We start from the raw sequence: 17,898 nt of genomic DNA, 5'->3' as shown, positions 1-17,898 counted from the left end.
GGTCTTAAGAAGAAGAGCAGGAAGGGGCTGATGCACCATGGAGATGCCGAACCAGGACTCCGGACGTATACCGGCGGAGCAGTCCGCCGCCAACGAACTGTCGGCTGCGGACCGGCAGGCCAATGTCCTCCGCGACAAACTCAGGCACATTGACCGCCAGCTGGCAGCCGCAACGCAGAACAACGCGAAGCTGGTCAGCATGCTGGAAGCGGCCAAGGCCGAGATCCTGCGGCTGAAGAATGCCCTGGACCAGGAGGGGCAGCCCCCGTACAGCTTCGGCACCGTCCTGCAGCTCAATCCCAGGCGGCTGCCGTCACCGGGCAGCAGCGGCCAGGCTGCCACGGAGGAATCAGCGGATATTTTCAACGCCGGCCGGAAGATGCGGGTGGGCATCAGCCCCCTGGTCAACATCAACCAGCTGGCGGTGGGCCAGGAGGTCCTCCTCAACGAGGCTCTGCTTATTGTTGCCGGCCTCGGCTATGAACGCGCTGGTGAACTCGCAACCCTTAAGGAAATGCTCGGAACGGACCGCGCATTGGTGGTGGGGCGGGCCGACGAGGAGCGTGTCATCAGGCTCTCCGGAGCCCTGCTCGCCGAGAAGCTCAGGGTGGGGGATGCCCTGTCCATCGACTCGCGTACCGGTTACGCCCTCGAAAAGGTGCCCCGCTCCGAAGTGGAGAACCTGGTCCTCGAAGAAGTCCCCGACATCACCTACGAGGACATCGGCGGCCTCGGTCCGCAGATCGAGCAGATCCGGGACGCTGTGGAACTGCCGTTCCTGCACCCGGACCTCTACCGCGAGCATGGACTGAAAGCCCCGAAGGGCATTCTCCTCTATGGCCCGCCAGGGTGTGGAAAGACCCTGATCGCGAAGGCTGTTGCCAACTCCCTCGCCGCCCGCGCAGCGGAACGGTCCGGCAATGTGGACCTGAAGAGCTATTTCCTCAACATCAAGGGTCCGGAGCTGCTGGACAAGTACGTAGGCGAGACGGAGCGCCACATCCGCCTGATCTTCGCCCGGGCCCGTGAGAAGGCCTCCGACGGCAGCCCCGTGGTGGTTTTCTTTGATGAAATGGACTCACTGTTCCGTACGCGCGGAACCGGGATCTCCTCCGACGTCGAGACCACCATCGTCCCGCAACTGCTGAGTGAGATCGACGGCGTGGAGCGGCTGGACAACGTCATTGTGATCGGCGCGTCCAACCGCGAGGACATGATCGACCCCGCCATCCTCCGTCCCGGCCGCCTGGACGTGAAAGTGAAGATCCAGCGCCCCGATGCCGAGGCCGCTGCGGACATCTTCAACAAATACATCACCACGGACCTGCCGTTCCACGAGTCCGACCTCGCCGAACACAGCGGCGACGTCCAGGCGACGGTGGACGCCATGGTCCAGCGCACGGTCGAAGCCATGTACTCCACGGAGAAATCCAACGAATACCTGGAGGTCACCTACGCCAACGGCGATACGGAGATGCTCTACTTCAAGGACTTCAATTCAGGCGCCGTTGTCCAGAACGTTGTGGACCGGGCCAAGAAGTACGCCATTAAGGATCTCCTGACACTGCACCAGAAGGGTCTTCGGATCGAGCACCTGCTGCGTGCCGTGGTGGATGAATTCCGCGAGCACGAGGACATGCCGAACACCACCAACCCGGACGACTGGGCCAGGATCTCAGGCAAGAAGGGGGAGCGGATCACCTACATCCGCACCATCGTGCAGGGTAAGGCGGGCCAGGAGCCCGGCAAGTCCATCGAGACGATGCCGAACACGGGACAATACCTGTGACGGCAGCCCCGGAACGCGCCGGCGGGGGAGGGCTCCCGGCCGGCGGGGCCATGCGCGTCATGGGGGCGGAAACGGAATACGGCATCCACGCCCCGTCCGCGCCCGGAGCGAACGCCACCATGATGTCCGCCCGCGTTGTCCAGGCTTATGCGCAGGTCACGCGGCAAAGGGCAGCCGGAGGGGCGGAGACCCGCTGGGATTACACGGACGAGGAGCCCCTTCACGATGCCCGCGGCTGGACCCTGGAACGGGCCTCGGCCCACCCCAGCCAGCTGACAGACCAGCCGCCGGTACTGGACGCGGAAGCGGTGGCGCTTGCCTACGGCCGCGAGGAATTGGAACTGGACGGCGAGGACGAGTCCGGCAGCCTCCTGATGAATATGGTGTTGGGCAACGGAGCCCGTCTGTACGTGGATCATGCCCATCCGGAGTATTCCAGTGCCGAGGTGACCAACCCGCGCGATGCGGTGATCTGGGATGCGGCCGGGGACCTCGTAGCGCTGGCGGCCGTTCGTCGCCTGGCCGCGGATCCTGAGCTGCCCCCGGTCAACCTGTACAAAAACAACACGGACAACAAGTCCGTCTCCTACGGCTCCCATGAGAACTACCTCATGCCGCGCTCGGTGCCCTTCGGGGACATCGTGCGGGGGCTGACACCGTTCTTCGTCACGCGCCAGATCATGTGCGGCGCCGGGCGGGTGGGCTTGGGGCAGGACAGCTCCACGCCCGGGTACCAGATCAGCCAGCGGGCAGATTTCTTCGAGGCCGAGGTGGGCCTGGAAACCACCATCCGGCGTCCCATCATCAACACCCGGGATGAGCCGCACGCCACCGCCGACAAATACCGGCGCCTGCATGTGATCATCGGTGACGCCAACCTGAGCCAATCCTCGAACTACCTCAAGTTCGGCACCACGGCCATGGTCCTGAGCCTGATCGAAGCCGGGCTGGCGCCCAAGGTGGAGGTCCACGAACCCGTCGCAGCCCTCCAGACAGTCAGCCACGATACGTCGCTGACAGCCAAACTCAGGCTGCTGGACGGGCGCCGCGTGACGGCCCTGGACCTGCAATGGATTTACCACGAGGCGGCAGCAAAACTGGCACAGGACACCGGCGTTTCCGATGCCGTGGACGGGGACGGCCATACGCACGATGTGCTGGAGCGCTGGGCTGCCACGTTGACCCAGCTCGATTCCGACAGGAACGCGGCGGCCACCTCCGTGGAATGGCTGGCCAAACTCTCCCTCCTCGAGGGTTACCGGAACCGCGACAACCTTGCCTGGGGTGACGCAAGGCTCGGCCTTGTGGACCTCCAGTGGGCAGACATCAGGCCGGAGAAGGGACTGTACTACCGTTTCCTGGCACGGAGCCGCATGCAGCGGATCGTAGACGACGGTGCAATCGCCGCAGCGATGACCGAACCGCCGTCGGACACGCGGGCTTTCTTCCGCGGACGGTGCATCAGCAGCTTCGGCAAGGACGTGGTGGGGGCCAGCTGGGACTCGGTCATCTTTGATGTGCCGGGCTACGGCCGGCTTCAGCGCGTGCCAACCCGGGAACCCCTGCGCGGTACCAAGGCCCTCACGGGAGGGCTCTTTGCCCGCCACCGGACGGCAGGCCCGTTCCTCGCCGAACTTTTGGGGCATAACACCGCTCCGCCTGCGGCGTAAACCGCGCCGTCGGGCGGACAGCGTGGCAATATGGGCGTATCAGCAGATCCACCCGGATCCGAGGATTTTTAGAGGAGAGATCACCATGGCAGGCCAGGAGCAACAGAAGCCACAATCACACGACAGCCAGGTCGAGGACGAGATCCCGGAGGCACCTCCGGCGGCCCCCGAGGCCCAGGCATCGGCTGCCACTCAAGGCGTCGATGACCTCCTTGATGAAATCGACGGCGTCCTGGAGTCCAACGCCGAGGAGTTCGTCCGCGCCTTCGTCCAAAAGGGCGGCCAGTAACCCGGATCCGGATGGGTGGCGGAAGCCGCGTCCGGCCGGAATCTGTACCGACGTTGAAGGACCACGTACAAGGAGTGCATCAGTGCAGGAAACAACCGCCAACCAGGTAGCCGGCAACGCGACATCCTCATTCACCGAGCATCTGCAGCGCGACCGGCCGGACCTGCTTCCGTACAACCGTGCCATGCCTGCTGCAGCGGCGGCGGCTACTCCGCTGCAGGTGCCCCATGCCACCACGATCGTGGCGATGAGTTATGGCGGCGGAGTCCTGATGGCCGGTGACCGGAGGGCCACCATGGGCAACGTCATTGCCAGCCGGCACATCGAAAAAGTGTTCCCGGCCGACAGGTATTCGGTGCTGGGGATCGCCGGCACCGCCGGCATCGCGATTGACCTCACGCGGCTCTTCCAGGTGGAGCTGGAGCACTATGAAAAGATCGAGGGCACCCTGCTGAGCCTCGACGGCAAAGCCAACCGGCTGGGCGCCATGATCCGCGGGAACCTGCCGATGGCCCTGCAGGGACTCGCCGTTGTGCCGCTGTTCGCGGGCTTCGATACGACCGCCGGCGTGGGCCGACTCTTCTCTTACGACGTCACCGGCGGCAGGTACGAGGAACGCGAACACCACACCGTCGGCTCCGGTTCCGTGTTTGCCCGCGGCGCGCTGAAGAAGCTTTGGCGGCCCAACCTCGCTGAAGCCGAGGCAGTCTCCGTGGCGGTCGAGTCCCTTTACGACGCGGCCGACGACGACTCCGCCACGGGTGGTCCGGATCCCGTCCGCCAATTGTGGCCGGTGGTGTACACCGTGAACAGGGATGGCGCCCGGCGCATCCCCGAATCCGAGCTCGCCGCTGTGGCGGGCAGGATTATCGAAGCCAGGTCCGCCGAGCGGCGGGAGGCCTGAGATGACGCAGCAGTTCTATGTCTCGCCTGAACAACTGATGAAGGACCGTGCGGACTTCGCACGGAAAGGCATCGCCCGCGGCAGGTCCGTGGTGGTCATCAGCTGCCAGGACGGCATCGCCCTGGTAGCTGAAAACCCTTCCCCCTCACTGCACAAAATCGGCGAGATTTACGACAAGATCGCCTTTGCCGCCGTCGGCAAGTACAACGAATTCGAAAGCCTGCGCCAGGCCGGGGTGCGGTACGCGGATGTCCGTGGTTACTCCTACGACCGCGAGGACGTCACAGCGCGCGGGCTCGCCAGCGTCTATGCGCAAAGCCTGGGTGCCGTTTTCACCGCCGAACAGAAACCCTTTGAAGTGGAACTGGCGGTCGCCGAAGTTGGCCCCACGCCGGAGATGGACCACCTCTACCGGCTCACCTTCGACGGGTCCATCGCTGACGAGCACGGTTTCATTGTGATGGGCGGCCAGGCGGATCGTGTCTCTGCGGTCATCGCCGAGGGCTGGCGACCGTCACTGCAGTTCGCCGGCGCTGTTCGGCTGGCTACCAGCGGCCTGTCCAGCGGCGCTGACCAGGCCGCTGACCAGGGCGAAGCGGGAGGAACCCTTCCTGCAAAGGCAGTGGAGGTTGCCGTCCTGGACAGGCAGTCGGAGACCTCCAGGGGTTTCCGCAGGGCCTTCCGGCGGCTCAACGATGCTGATATAACGGCGCTGCTTGCTGAGGAGAACTGAGATGGACAAGAGGATCTTCGGTATCGAGACCGAGTTCGGAATCTCGTATTCGAGCCCCGATTCGAGGCCATTGGCCCCGGAAGAGGTGGCCCGCTACCTGTTCCGCAAGGTGGTCAGCTGGGGGCGGTCATCCAACGTGTTCCTGACCAACGGTTCCCGGCTGTACCTCGACGTCGGCTCACACCCTGAGTACGCCACGGCCGAATGCGATGACCTGGCCCAGCTCATTGCGCACGACCGCGCTGGCGAGCTGATCCTGGACGACCTCGTGGACGAGGCCCAGGCAAGGCTGGCCGCGGAAGGTTTCAACGGCACGGTCTACCTGTTCAAGAACAACACCGATTCGGCCGGCAACTCCTACGGCAGCCATGAAAACTACCTGATCCCGCGCCGCGGCGAATTCTCCCGGCTCGCGGAGATCCTGATCCCCTTCCTGGTGACCCGCCAGCTGATCGCCGGGGCAGGAAAGATCCTGAAGACTCCGCACGGGGCCACGTATGCGTTTTCCCAGCGGGCAGACCATATCTGGGAGGGCGTTTCCTCTGCCACCACCCGCTCACGGCCTATTATCAACACCCGCGACGAACCGCACGCCGACGCCGAGTTCTTCCGCCGGCTCCATGTCATTGTGGGCGACTCCAACATGTCCGAAACCACGGCCTTGCTCAAGGTCGGAACCGTGGACCTCATCCTGCGCATGATCGAGGCGGGGGTGATCATGCGCGACATGAGGATGGAAAACCCCATCCGCAGCATCCGTGAGATTTCCCACGACCTCAGTGGAAGGGCCCTGGTCCGCCTGGCCAACGGCCGCCAGCTCACGGCCCTGGAAATCCAGCAGGAGTACCTGACCAAGGTCACGGCCTTTGTCCAGGAACATGGGGCCCACAATCCCCACGTTCCGTTCATCCTCGATCTGTGGCAACGGACTCTGAACGCGATCGAAAGCGGTGACACCAGCACCATCGAAACGGAAATCGACTGGGCCATCAAGAAAAAATTGATGGACAACTACCGGCAGCGGCACGGCCTGGGGCTGGACGCACCCAGGATTGCCCAGTTGGATCTTACGTACCATGACATTTCTCGGAGCCGCGGGCTGTACTACATCCTGCAGTCCAGGGGTGCGGTTCGCCGGGTTGTGGACGATACCGTGATCAAAGACGCCGTGGACGTGCCGCCTCAGTCCACCCGGGCCAAGCTGCGGGGCGACTTCGTCCGCCGGGCCCAGGAACTGGGCAGGGACTACACGGTTGACTGGGTGCACCTGAAACTGAACGACCGCGCGCACCAGACCATCCTGTGCAAGGATCCCTTCCGGAGCGTGGATGAGCGGGTGGATGCCCTTCTGGGCTCTATGGGCTGACGTTCAGGTTCACGGGCTATCCTTGATGGGGCCGTTCCTTGGCCTTGAAGCGGTGCCGAGCGCCTGATTCCGGCACCGCGTCCACCCTGCCCCGACGAAAGTTCTCTTACGTGCGCCGACTCCTAGCAATCCTGATCCCCGGCCTGCTGCTGCTTACCGCTTGTGGCGGTTCGCCCGCAGCACCGGAACCCACCAGCCAGTCTGCCGGTGACACTGCCAAGTTCGACTCCCTGAAACTGACGGACAACGGGGACAAGAAAGCTCCCGGTGTCGAGTTCTCCAAGCCCCTCGAGGTCACCGAACCCACCATCAAGGTGGTCACCGAAGGTGACGGCGACCGGGTCAAAGAGAACCAGGTCGCAAACATCTCCATCCTCGCGCTCAGCGGTGCGGACGGATCCACGCTGGAGGACACCTTCCCCGGCGAGCCCGAACCGCTGGAGTTGAACGACGAACTGAAGACCGGAAGCCCGGTCATCTACAGCGCGTTTGTTGGCACTAAGGTCGGCTCGAGCCTTGCCCTGGCCATCCCCGGCCAGGCCGCAACCGCCGAAGGCGCCGCCGCCCAGCCAACGCAGCTTCTCCTGATCAAGGTGCTCTCCACCAAGGATGTCCCGCCGTCTGTCGCTCCTCTCGAAAAGCCCGAAGGCGAGACTGTCACCCCGCCGGCCGGCCTGCCGACCGTGAAGGAAAATGACAAGGGCATCCCTGAGATCTCCATCGACGGAGCCCCGGCCCCGACCGCTCTGGTAGCCCAGGACCTGATCAAGGGCACCGGCGCGGCGGTTAAGGAAACCGACACGTTGACCGTCAATTATGTGGGCGTGAACCTCGTGGGCGGCACCAAATTCGATTCAAGCTTTGACCGCGGCGAGCCGGCCAGCTTCCCGTTGACCGGCGTCATTCCGGGCTGGACCCAGGGACTGGCGGGCAAGACTGTGGGCTCCCGGGTCCTCCTGGTTGTCCCCAAGGACCTCGCGTACGGTGATGCCGGCCAGGGTGAAGCCAAGGGTGACCTTGTCTTCGTTGTGGACATCCTCGGCGTCAAATAAACAGCAACACATCACCCCCCCAAATATACAAAGGAGCAACCATGTCATTTGGTCAGCGCGATTTCGACCGCCAGAAGCCGGAAATTGACTTCCCGCAAGGCGATGTCCCCACCGAGCTGGTTATCACCGACCTCATTGAGGGTGATGGTGCCGAGGCCAAAAAGGGCGACACCGTCTCCACCCACTACGTCGGCGTGGCCTGGTCCACCGGCGAAGAGTTCGACGCTTCCTGGGGCCGCGGCGCCCCGCTGGACTTCCGCGTGGGCGTGGGCCAGGTCATCCAGGGCTGGGACCAGGGCCTGCTGGGCATGAAGGTGGGCGGCCGCCGTCGCCTGGAGATTCCTTCCGAACTGGCATACGGCTCCCGCGGCGCCGGCGGAGCCATCGGCCCCAACGAAGCGCTGATCTTCGTGGTGGACCTCGTGGGCGTCCGCTGACCGAAGCGTTGTAGGGCCGGAAGGCGCGGTAACAATCAGGGTTCTGTTTTCCTGTTGTTGCCGCGCTTTCTGCTTTCCGCGGGGAGTTTAGTAACGTAGCCAGCGTGTCCGTCTCCCGTACTGAACGCCTGCTGAACCTCCTGATCGCCCTCCTGAACACCAAATACGGCCTGCGCCGTGCAGAGTTGCGGGCGAAGGTCTACCACGACACGTCCGGCAACGACGTGGCCTTTGGCAGGATGTTTGAGCGGGACAAGAATGATCTCCGTCAGTTCGGCTTCGATGTGGAAACCGTGACGGACCACGGCTGGAGCGAAGATGACCCGGCCACCACCCGCTACCGCATCGGCAAGGAATCGAACCGGCTGCCCGATGTGCAGCTCAGCCCGGGGGAGTGGACCGTCCTCCTGCTGGCGTCCCAGCTGTGGGAGCGTGCCGCCTTGGGAACAGCCGCCGCCAACGCCCTCCGCAAGCTCCAGGCCTCCGGTACCCTGTCCGACGTCGAACTTCCCGTTGGCGTGCAGCCGCGGATCCGGCCGGCGGGCCAGGCCTTTGACGATGTTGTGGCAGCCATGCACGCCCAGCACCCCGTCAGCTTCCCTTACCTGGCAGGCACCACCGGCAAGGAAGAGCAACGGACGGTGGAGCCGTGGGGCCTCGGCAGCCGCTTTGCCCAGTGGTATCTGACCGGCTACGACCGCTCGCGCAAGGCGCCGCGCCACTTCAGGCTTTCCCGGTTCACGGGCCCCGTCACGGTGTTGGAGAAGGAAACGTACTCGGCGCCGCCGAACTTCAATGTCCGCGCAGAACTGGACCGGCTTCCGGAACTCCCGCTCCGGACCGCCGTCGTGGACGTCCGGGAGGGCCGCCTCCTTGGCCTGCGCCGGCGCGCCACGCCGGTTCCCGCCGGGAGTGCGGGAACGCCCGACGCCGGCTACGAACGGCTGGAGGTCAACTTCAGGGACGTTGAGGTGTTGGCCGAGGAGCTTGCCTCCTATGGCCCCGACGCTGTGGCACATGCCCCCGAAGAGCTCGTGGCAGCCGTGCGCCACCGGCTGCGCAACGCGGCCGCCTTCTGCGCCGCTCCCAGCCCTGCCTATCTGTTTCCCGACGCAACGCGGGGCCGGACCGTCCGCAAACGCACCTCTGAGGACCAGCTCAAGCGCATGCTGCAACTGGTTCCGTTCCTGGTCCATAACCAGGGCCTGCACATCCAGGACGTCGCGGCACGCTTTGGTGTCACGCCCGGGGAGCTGGAAAGCGACCTGCGGATCCTCATCTGCTCCGGACTTCCCGGTGGATACCCCGACGACCTCCTGGACATCCATTGGGAAGAGGGCCACGTTTACATCACTCAGGACCTGGATCTCAAGAGGCCGGTGCGGTTTACTGTGGACGAGGCCTGTGCGCTGCTGACCGGGCTTGAGACGCTCAACGGGCTTCCCGAACTTGCCGAGGGCGGCGCATTGGAGTCAGTGACCCTCAAGCTGATGGCAGCAGCCGGCGAAGAAGGGCTGCGGGCCGGTTCCCTTGCCGGTCCGGAGGTGGGACCCGCGGACTCAGCCGTCCTTGACGTTGTCCGTGAGGCCATCCCGGAGCGGTCCCAACTGCGGCTCGTTTACTTCTCCGCCCAGCGCGATCAGGTCTCAGAACGCGACGTTGACCCGCTCCGCCTGTATTCCCTGGACAACACCTGGTACTTCGAGGCCTACTGCCATTCGGCCCAGGGGCTGCGGAACTTCAGGCTGGACAGGGTGCAGGAGGTCCACCCGAACGGAAGTCCCGCATCCACGCAGGTCCGGGCCGGGGAAGGCTTCCCGGCGAAGCTGTTCACCCCAAATGACGACGACACCACGGTCCTCGTGCAGCTCACCAGGCAGGGCGCGGGCCTGGCGGACGACTACTACGCCGAACGTGTGGCACCCCTTCCCGAGGGCGGCCTCATCGCCGAGATCCGGTTCGGCAGCACAGCCTGGCTGCCCATGTTCGTGGCCCAGCACGGCGGGTCCGCCCGGATCCTTGAACCGTCCGAGCTTGGGACGGCGGCGTTGGACTGGATCGAGGCGGCCCTGGCCCGGTACGGCGGCTAGACTCGTCAGCATGCCTTGGTGGTCCTGGATTCTGATCTGGATTGCGCTTATTGCGCTCTCCCTGCTCTTTTATGTCCTCCTGGGCATCCGGCTGTACCGCCAGTTCATGACGGTGATGAAGGACCTGGGCGCCGCCGGAACCAAAGTGGCACACTTGGCACCGGCAGCGGCCATCGTCGATGACGGCTTACAGCCGCCAGGATCGATTCAGCCCGGTGCGGCTGTTTTTGCCTCACCGGCGCAGATGCGTCATGATTACGACGCATCCAAGTTATCCCGCCGGGAGGACCGCCGCCAGAGGCGGATCCAGCGGAGGCGCGACCGGGGCCAGCCCCAGTCACTTCGCGATCTCAATCTCAGTTAGACGTAGGATGTTGTTAGAGGAAAGGATTTCCCGTGGGAAGACTCTTTGAAGGCCCTTGGCCAATTGTCATTATCATCGTCGTTGCGCTGCTGCTTTTCGCCGCGCCCAGACTCCCTGGCATGGCGCGCAGCCTTGGCCAGTCGATGCGGATCATCAAGTCCGAGGTCAAGGAAATGAAGAACGACGGCAAAACCGACTCCACCGACACGGCTTCCGGCCCGGTGGAAGGCAAGATCGTTAACCACCCACCGGCGAAGCCCGGTGAGCCGACCGACGGCACTGACGTTCCGCCGTCGACCCGCGCTTAACCCGAAGTGGCACTGACGCGGGGCCGTAAGTCCAACCCTGAGGGGCGGATGGCTCTTTGGGACCACCTCAAGGAGCTCAAGAACCGGCTGATCAAATCGGCAATTGCTGTGCTGCTTGCCGGCGTGGGCGGCTGGTTCCTTTACGATCCAGTAGTGACCAGCCTGTCGGACCCGCTGATTTCCATTGCCCGGGATACGGGGCGCACCGCGGTCCTGAACTTTGCGACCATCGCCGATCCGTTTGCCTTCAAGATTCAGATTGCCATCCAGATAGGGCTGGTTATCTCCAGCCCTGTCTGGATCTACCAGGTGTGGGCATTTATCACACCGGGGCTGACCAAGAAGGAACGCGGCTACACGCTCGGCTTTATGGCGGCCGCTGTGCCCCTGTTCCTGGCCGGCGTGTTTGTAGCCTGGCTTGTATTTCCCACCGTGGTCAGGGCGCTGCTGCAGTTTACGCCCGCCACCGGCGCCAACAACATCTCGGCCACCGACTACCTGACCTTCGCCACCCAGATGTTGCTCATCCTCGGGATCTCTTTCCTGGTCCCCGTGATCCTGGTCGGCATCAACATGGCTGGTGTGGTCAGGGGCCGGACCATCCTCAAAGCGTGGCGGATAATCGTCTTCCTGGTCTTTGTCCTGGCCGCCCTGGCCGCCCCCGGCACAGACGCGTTGTCCATGTTCCTGCTTGCTGCACCGCTGCTGATTCTCTTCTTCGCGGCGATCGGGCTCTGTATCTTCAACGACAAGCGCCGTGACAAGCGCGTGGCCAAACAGGCTGCTGAGACGGACGCGACAGCCGACATCGCGACGCCCGGCAGCGAACTGAAGAACCTGTAGCGCGCGGCGCACTAGGCTTGAGGCATGTCCTCCATTTCCGGGCCACTCTCGCCCTCTGAAAGCTACCGGGCCAGCGCGGAACGCACGGCCGAAGCGGGCACCTACCTCGGCGGGTTTGTCCGCACCCTGGATTTTGAACTTGACGAATTCCAGCGCCTCGCCTGCCGTTCCCTCCAGGAGGGCAAGGGCGTGCTGGTGGCTGCCCCCACCGGTGCCGGCAAGACCATCGTGGGCGAATTTGCCATCTACCTCGCATTGGAACGAAACCTCAAGGCCTTCTACACCACCCCGATCAAGGCACTGAGCAACCAGAAATTCACGGAGCTTTCCGAAAAGTACGGGGCGGAAAACGTCGGCCTCCTGACCGGAGACACCAGCATCAACGGCGACGCCCCCGTGGTGGTCATGACCACGGAAGTCCTCCGGAACATGCTCTACGCAGACTCGGACACCCTGGATGACCTCGGCTTTGTGGTCATGGACGAAGTCCACTACCTCGCGGACCGCTTCCGCGGTGCCGTCTGGGAGGAAGTCATCATCCACCTCCCCAGCGAAGTCCAGGTAGCGTCGCTCAGCGCCACAGTTTCAAACGCAGAAGAATTCGGCGCCTGGCTCGATACCGTGCGCGGCGACACCGACATCATCGTCTCCGAGCACCGTCCGGTTCCCCTGTGGCAGCACGTTATGGTGGGCCGGGACATCGTGGACCTGTTCGCCGGAGAAACCACCTTTGACGAAATCGCGCCACCTGCGGATGCGAAGACCGGAGCCCCGATACCGGTCCAGGAGCGGCTCACCGCGGCCGCCACTGACGCCGACCGCCAAGGGTTCGAGGTCAATCCGGACCTGCTCAAGATGGCCCGCAGCGAAGGCCAGCAAAGTTTCGCCGGACGCTTCGGCCACGGCGGACGAAGCCAGCGCCGGCAGCACCGGCAACGGACAGAGGACCGCCCCAGGCAGGGCGCCCAGCCCGGCGTAGTGCGTAAGGCCAGCCGGCCGCAGGTCATCGCGAGCCTGGACCGGCAGGACCTCCTGCCTGCCATCACGTTTATCTTCTCGCGGGCAGGCTGCGACGCCGCCGTTGCCCAGTGTGTTTCGTCCGGACTCTGGATGACCACGGAGAAGGAGCAGCAGATCATTGCCCAGCGCGTGGACGAGGCCGGGCAGGACATCCCGTCGGAGGACCTGGACGTCCTGGGCTTCTGGACGTGGCGGGACGGCCTCCTCCGTGGTTTCGCGGCCCATCATGCCGGCATGCTGCCCACCTTCAAGGAAGTGGTGGAGAAACTTTTTGTCGAGGGCTTGGTCAAAGCTGTGTTCGCCACCGAAACCTTGGCCTTGGGCGTCAACATGCCTGCCCGCTCCGTGGTCCTGGAAAAGCTCGAAAAGTTTAATGGCGAAGCCCATGTGGACATCACCGCGGGGGAGTACACGCAGCTGACCGGCCGCGCCGGCCGCCGTGGCATCGACGTCGAAGGCCACGCCGTTGTCCTCTGGCAACCCGGCACGGACCCTGCCGCCGTTGCCGGCCTCGCCTCGCGGCGTACGTATCCGCTGAACTCAAGCTTCCGGCCGACGTACAACATGAGCATCAACCTATTGGCGCAGTTTGGCCGCGCCCGTGCCCGGGAAATCCTTGAATCGTCCTTCGCGCAGTTCCAGGCGGACCGGTCCGTTGTTGGTCTTGCGAAGCAGGTGCGCAGCCGCGAAGAGTCCCTCGCGGGATACGCGAAATCCATGACCTGCCACCTCGGAGAATTCACCGAGTATGCCCGGTTGCGCCGTGAACTGTCCGACGCCGAAAATGTCACCTCGCGCAGCAAGTCCCGGGCCCACAAGTCCCTGAATGAAGACTCGCTGGCGCGGCTGATGCCGGGCGATGTGGTGGACGTCCCGGGAGGGCGGGCGCCCGGGCCGGCGATTGTGCTGAGTTCGGACCACGGCGGCAGGGAGCCGCGGCCCGCCATCCTGACACTCGACAACCAGCTCAGGCGCATCGGCACGGAGGATCTTGAAGGCCCCATCGCGCCCCTGACGCGGATCCGGATTCCGAAGTCGTTCAATGCAAAGGTCCCCAAGTCCCGGCGCGACCTCGCATCGTCGGCCCGGAATGCGCTGCGCGAGAACCGCCCGCCGGCCCCCGGGCGCAGCACCGATTTTGGTCTGGGATCCGTTTTGCCCCATCAGGAGAAACGCATCACAGAGCTTCGCAGGGCGCTCCGGGCCCACCCCTGCCACGGCTGCAGCGAGCGTGAAGACCACGCGCGCTGGTCTGAGCGGTGGTGGAAGCTGCGCCGGGAGACGGATGCCCTGGTCCGGCAGATCCAGGGCAGGACCAACACCATTGCCAAGACCTTCGATCGTGTCTGCGATGTCCTTTCCGCCTACGGCTACCTGGAAGCGGGGGCTGACGGGCGCCTGGCGATCAGCGCAGACGGCCAGCGGCTCCGCCGGATCTATGGCGAGAAAGACCTGCTGATTTCGCAAGCATTGCGGCTGGGCGCACTTAACGACCTGGACGCCGTCGAAGTAGCAGCCTTGGCCAGCGTCCTGGTCTACCAGGCCAAACGCGAGGACAGGGGCCTCCGCCCGCGGATGCCCAGCGTCTCGCTTGAATCGTCAGTGGATGTGGTGATCCGGGAATGGTCGGCCCTGGAGGACGTGGAAGAGGCCAACAAACTTCCGCTGACTGGCGAACCCGAGCTGGGTCTCGTCTGGCCCATGTACAAATGGGCCAAGGGACGGCACCTCCAGGAGGTGCTTAACGGCACGGACCTGGCGGCGGGCGACTTCGTCCGCTGGGTCAAACAGGTCATCGACCTCCTGGACCAGCTCGCCAAAATTCCCGGCCTGGATCCGCGCGTGTCCAGGCTTTGCTCAGAAGCCATATCGCTTATCCGCCGCGGCGTCGTGGCCTACTCTTCCGTACTCTGACGTACCGGCACTGGTGTGCCGGCAGCCTGCCTTCTTCCCCCTAGCCCCAGGAGCTTCGCCCGTATGTCCATTGAACGTTCCACCACACCCGCGCCGCACGAGCGGAAGGTGGTCCTGTACCGCAACGGCTCGGTCTACACGGCAGCGGACCCCTTTGCCACCGCCATGCTAGTTGACGGAGACACCGTTGCCTGGGTCGGCTCCGAGCAGGCGGCATCATCCATTGCCGACAGCTCCATGGAGATCATTGACCTCCGCGGGGCCCTTGTAGCGCCGGGGTTTGTTGACTCCCACGTCCACCTCACGGAAACCGGCATCGCGCTGGGTTCCCTTCAGCTGGGCGGGATCCGTTCCGCACGGCAGTTGCTCGATGCCGTCGCTGCATCCAAAGGCGACGGCCCGCTGCTGGGGCACGGCTGGGATGAATCCACGTGGGAGGACCCTGCCCTGCCGGCGGCCGAGGAACTCGAGCAGGCGGCCGGGGGCAGGCCCGTGTTCCTGGCCAGGGTGGATGCGCATTCGGCGTTGGTCTCGTCCTCGTTGGCTGCCGCCGCCGGGCTTGGCGGGCTCGACGGCTACACCACCGGGTCACAGGTGAAGCGGGCTGCCCATACGGCGGCGCGTCAGGAAGCGCGGCGGCTCCCGGAGGCCAGTCTCCTGGCCTATCAGCGGCGCGCTCTGACCGAGGCGGCCGAAAACGGTTACGTGGCACTGGCGGAGATGGCCGCGCCGCATATCGGCGGAGTCTCCGACCTTCGCCTTGCTGCCGCGTGGAACACATCCGCCGACGAGGCAATGCCAGCGGCTGTCCCGGAGGTCCTGGCCTATTGGGGCGAGCTGGCGACCTCGGAGGATCAGGCCCGGGCGCTGCTGGACGAACTGGGCGTCTCTGTGCGCGGTCTGGCAGGCGATCTGAACATTGACGGTTCCATCGGCTCCCGGACAGCAGCCTTGAGGTCCGGTTACACCGACGCGGCGGGGGACCGGGGCAGCCTCTACCTTTCGGCAGAACAGGCCGCCGCCCACCTGGCGGCCTGCTCTCTGCTGGGCATCCAGGGCGGCTTCCACGTCATCGGCGACGCGGGACTGGACGCCGCGCTTGAGGCCCTGGAACTCGCGGCCGCCGAAGTGGGTGAGCAGCGGATCCGTGCCGCCGGCCACCGCTTCGAGCATGTGGAACTGGCAGACGCCAACGCTGTGCAGCAGCTGGCCCGCTACGCCGTCACCGTCAGCGCCCAGCCGCGCTTCGACGCTGCGTGGGGGAACGAAGGCGGAATGTATGAGCAGCGCCTGGGGAGCCGGAGCCGGTCCATGAACCCGTTTGCCTCGTTCTACGCTGCCGGGGTCCCTATCTGCTTCGGCAGCGACAGCCCCGTAACACCGCTTCGCCCGTGGTCCAGCGTCCGCGCCTGCCTGGAACACCACAACCACGCTGAACGCATCTCGGCCCGGGCAGCATTCCTTGGCCACACCCGCGCGGGGTGGCGGGCAGCCAAGTACCACAACCCGATGGCCGGGCAATTGGTTCCCGGCGCACCAGCCAGTTTCGCCGTCTGGGACGTTGAGGAGCTGATGGTCCAGGTGGCTGACGGACGCGTCCAGTCCTGGAGCACGGATCCGCGCGCCCGGACGCCCCTTCTCCCGGCACTGGACACCGGCGTGGACCCGGTGTGCCTGCAAACCGTGAAGGATGGCATCGAGCTGTATTCCAGTCCGGCACTGCGGTCCTGACAGGACACACCGGCCGGCGCCGCTCTAAAGCGCCCTATAATAGGTAGTTGCGCCTGACCGCCAGCTACTCCGCTTCAGATCAGCCGCTCCGACCGCTCCCGTCCAGGAAGGCCCTTTGTGCGCGTCCTCACCATTATTCCTACTTACAACGAGCTGGAATCGCTGCCCAAGACTCTTCAACGCCTCCGGGCAGCCGTACCTGCCTCGGACGTACTGGTGGTGGACGACAACAGCCCGGACGGCACCGGACAGCTTGCGGACGGCTTTGCCGCCGAGGATCCGCAGGTCCACGTGCTGCACCGCAAAGGCAAGGCAGGCCTGGGAGCCGCCTACATCGCAGGGTTCAAATGGGGACTCGAAGCGGGCTACGACGTCCTGGTGGAAATGGATGCGGACGGCTCCCACCAGCCCGAACAACTTCCCCAGTTGCTGGAAGCCGTTGAACAGGGGGCAGACCTTGCCATGGGATCCCGCTGGGTTCCCGGTGGCAGCGTGGTCAACTGGCCGCTGTACCGGCAGGCGATTTCACGCATTGGCAGCACGTACGCCCGGCTGATGCTGGGCCTGAAGATCAAGGATGTCACCGGCGGCTATCGCGCCTTCCGGCGGACCACCCTGGAAAAGCTGAACCTCGATCAGGTCGACTCGGTGGGTTACGGCTTCCAGGTTGACTTGGCGTGGCGCGTGGCCAAACTGGGCCTCAGGATCGAGGAACGCCCCATTACGTTCGTGGAGCGCGAGCTCGGCGCTTCAAAGATGAGCGGCAACATCGTTGTTGAGGCCATGGTCAACGTCACCAGGTGGGGCCTGCAGGCACGCTGGAACAAGCTCACGGGCAAGAAGGATCCGGCACAGGGCTAACATCCGCCGCAAGGGCAGCGGAAGTAAACGCTTATGACAAGGGCCGGTCAGGCAACGTGATCACGTTACCTGACCGGCCCTTATCAATTGGTTCAGAAAACCTCAGTCAGCCAGACTCTGGCCGCCAGTGGATCAGGCAGTGCGCCGTTCGCCACGGCGTTCGCGCAGGATAGTCAGCCGGTCCTTGAGGATCTGCTCCAGTTCCGGAAGGGAACGGCGCTCCAGGAGCATGTCCCAGTGGGTTCGGACAGCCTTTTCGTTGCTGGTGTCCGGACGTTCGCCATCAACGAGGAGCGCTTCCTTGCCGGTCTTTGAAACCCACACAGGAGGAATTTCAGCCTCTGAAGAGAACGTCACGAAGACCTGCTCGCCGTCCTCGCACCGGTATTCGACACGCTGGCGCGGAGCCGGCTCAACGCCGGACTCGGTCTCCATGCTCTGCGCGCCAAGGCGCATACCCCGCAGGCTGCGATCGCTCATGTTTTCTCCCTCTGGTCGGTTCGCGGAGCAGGACTCCACGCAAGCCG

Annotated in this window: 16 protein-coding genes; 15 read left to right on the top strand and 1 reads right to left on the bottom strand. The window is 64.6% G+C overall.

Translation table 11 applies throughout. The features are described 5' to 3' along the window. Nucleotides 1–37: 37 nt before the first annotated feature. From arc to AC50YA_RS17980, 15 genes are all read left to right on the top strand, one after another. Entirely contained in the window at nt 38–1,789 is a 1,752-nt protein-coding gene (gene arc / locus AC50YA_RS18050; protein ID WP_494983602.1) for a proteasome ATPase, read from the top strand. Further along, entirely contained in the window at nt 1,786–3,459 is a 1,674-nt protein-coding gene (gene dop / locus AC50YA_RS18045; RefSeq protein ID WP_494983601.1) for a depupylase/deamidase Dop, read from the top strand. The genes arc and dop overlap by 4 nt, the downstream gene beginning before the upstream one ends. A gap of 85 nt (nt 3,460–3,544) precedes the next feature. Further along, nucleotides 3,545–3,748, top strand: coding sequence for a ubiquitin-like protein Pup (locus tag AC50YA_RS18040; protein WP_056339984.1), 204 nt, complete (start codon nt 3,545–3,547; stop codon nt 3,746–3,748). 82 nt (nt 3,749–3,830) lie between these two features. Next, entirely contained in the window at nt 3,831–4,652 is an 822-nt protein-coding gene (gene prcB, locus AC50YA_RS18035; protein WP_494983600.1) for a proteasome subunit beta, read from the top strand. 1 nt (nt 4,653) lies between these two features. Beyond that, entirely contained in the window at nt 4,654–5,385 is a 732-nt protein-coding gene (gene prcA, locus AC50YA_RS18030) for a proteasome subunit alpha (RefSeq protein WP_494983599.1), read from the top strand. Nucleotide 5,386: 1 nt separating this feature from the next. Further along, entirely contained in the window at nt 5,387–6,751 is a 1,365-nt protein-coding gene (pafA, locus tag AC50YA_RS18025; RefSeq protein ID WP_494983598.1) for a Pup--protein ligase, read from the top strand. Nucleotides 6,752–6,861: 110 nt separating this feature from the next. Beyond that, nucleotides 6,862–7,803 carry an FKBP-type peptidyl-prolyl cis-trans isomerase gene (locus tag AC50YA_RS18020; protein ID WP_494983597.1) on the top strand — a complete coding sequence of 314 codons (942 nt, stop codon included), beginning with the start codon at nt 6,862–6,864 and terminating at the stop codon, nt 7,801–7,803. Between the two features lie 41 nt (nt 7,804–7,844). Next, on the top strand, nt 7,845–8,240 hold the full coding sequence (locus AC50YA_RS18015; RefSeq protein ID WP_056340002.1) for an FKBP-type peptidyl-prolyl cis-trans isomerase: 396 nt from the start codon (nt 7,845–7,847) through the stop codon (nt 8,238–8,240). A 104-nt stretch (nt 8,241–8,344) separates the two neighbouring features. Continuing rightward, nucleotides 8,345–10,330: a helix-turn-helix transcriptional regulator gene (locus tag AC50YA_RS18010; protein WP_494983596.1), complete on the top strand. Its 1,986-nt coding sequence runs from the start codon at nt 8,345–8,347 to the stop codon at nt 10,328–10,330. A gap of 10 nt (nt 10,331–10,340) precedes the next feature. After that, entirely contained in the window at nt 10,341–10,694 is a 354-nt protein-coding gene (locus AC50YA_RS18005; protein ID WP_494983595.1) for a hypothetical protein, read from the top strand. 32 nt (nt 10,695–10,726) lie between these two features. After that, entirely contained in the window at nt 10,727–11,002 is a 276-nt protein-coding gene (gene tatA / locus AC50YA_RS18000) for a Sec-independent protein translocase subunit TatA (protein ID WP_494983594.1), read from the top strand. Nucleotides 11,003–11,050: 48 nt separating this feature from the next. After that, the gene (tatC, locus tag AC50YA_RS17995) at nt 11,051–11,845 is read left to right on the top strand and encodes a twin-arginine translocase subunit TatC (RefSeq protein ID WP_494983593.1); all 795 of its coding nucleotides are present in this window, start codon (nt 11,051–11,053) and stop codon (nt 11,843–11,845) included. A gap of 24 nt (nt 11,846–11,869) precedes the next feature. Then, nucleotides 11,870–14,779, top strand: a complete 2,910-nt coding sequence (locus AC50YA_RS17990) for a DEAD/DEAH box helicase (protein WP_494983592.1) — start codon at nt 11,870–11,872, stop codon at nt 14,777–14,779. Nucleotides 14,780–14,842: 63 nt separating this feature from the next. Next, the gene (locus AC50YA_RS17985; protein WP_494983591.1) at nt 14,843–16,510 is read left to right on the top strand and encodes an amidohydrolase; all 1,668 of its coding nucleotides are present in this window, start codon (nt 14,843–14,845) and stop codon (nt 16,508–16,510) included. A gap of 117 nt (nt 16,511–16,627) precedes the next feature. After that, entirely contained in the window at nt 16,628–17,371 is a 744-nt protein-coding gene (locus AC50YA_RS17980; protein ID WP_494983590.1) for a polyprenol monophosphomannose synthase, read from the top strand. Between the two features lie 132 nt (nt 17,372–17,503). On the opposite strand, the gene AC50YA_RS17975 is transcribed toward AC50YA_RS17980, so the two are convergent. Beyond that, nucleotides 17,504–17,851 carry an RNA polymerase-binding protein RbpA gene (locus AC50YA_RS17975; protein WP_494983589.1) on the bottom strand — a complete coding sequence of 116 codons (348 nt, stop codon included), beginning with the start codon at nt 17,849–17,851 and terminating at the stop codon, nt 17,504–17,506. Nucleotides 17,852–17,898: the final 47 nt, after the last annotated feature.

The sequence above is a fragment of the Pseudarthrobacter sp. RHLT3-21 genome (assembly GCF_059383495.1).
Note: the sequence above shows the minus strand (reverse complement) of the source record. Positions and strands in the feature narration are given on the sequence as shown.

Bases quoted from the DNA above. Each gene is read 5' to 3' on its own strand.
- arc (WP_494983602.1), top strand. From the start codon at position 38: ATGGAGATGCCGAACCAGGACTCCGGACGTATACCGGCGGAGCAGTCC.
- AC50YA_RS18040 (WP_056339984.1), top strand. From the start codon at position 3,545: ATGGCAGGCCAGGAGCAACAGAAGCCACAATCACACGACAGCCAGGTC.
- prcA (WP_494983599.1), top strand. From the start codon at position 4,654: ATGACGCAGCAGTTCTATGTCTCGCCTGAACAACTGATGAAGGACCGT.
- pafA (WP_494983598.1), top strand. From the start codon at position 5,387: ATGGACAAGAGGATCTTCGGTATCGAGACCGAGTTCGGAATCTCGTAT.
- AC50YA_RS18015 (WP_056340002.1), top strand. From the start codon at position 7,845: ATGTCATTTGGTCAGCGCGATTTCGACCGCCAGAAGCCGGAAATTGAC.
- AC50YA_RS18005 (WP_494983595.1), top strand. From the start codon at position 10,341: ATGCCTTGGTGGTCCTGGATTCTGATCTGGATTGCGCTTATTGCGCTC.
- tatC (WP_494983593.1), top strand. From the start codon at position 11,051: ATGGCTCTTTGGGACCACCTCAAGGAGCTCAAGAACCGGCTGATCAAA.
- AC50YA_RS17990 (WP_494983592.1), top strand. From the start codon at position 11,870: ATGTCCTCCATTTCCGGGCCACTCTCGCCCTCTGAAAGCTACCGGGCC.
- AC50YA_RS17985 (WP_494983591.1), top strand. From the start codon at position 14,843: ATGTCCATTGAACGTTCCACCACACCCGCGCCGCACGAGCGGAAGGTG.
- AC50YA_RS17975 (WP_494983589.1), bottom strand. From the start codon at position 17,851: ATGAGCGATCGCAGCCTGCGGGGTATGCGCCTTGGCGCGCAGAGCATG.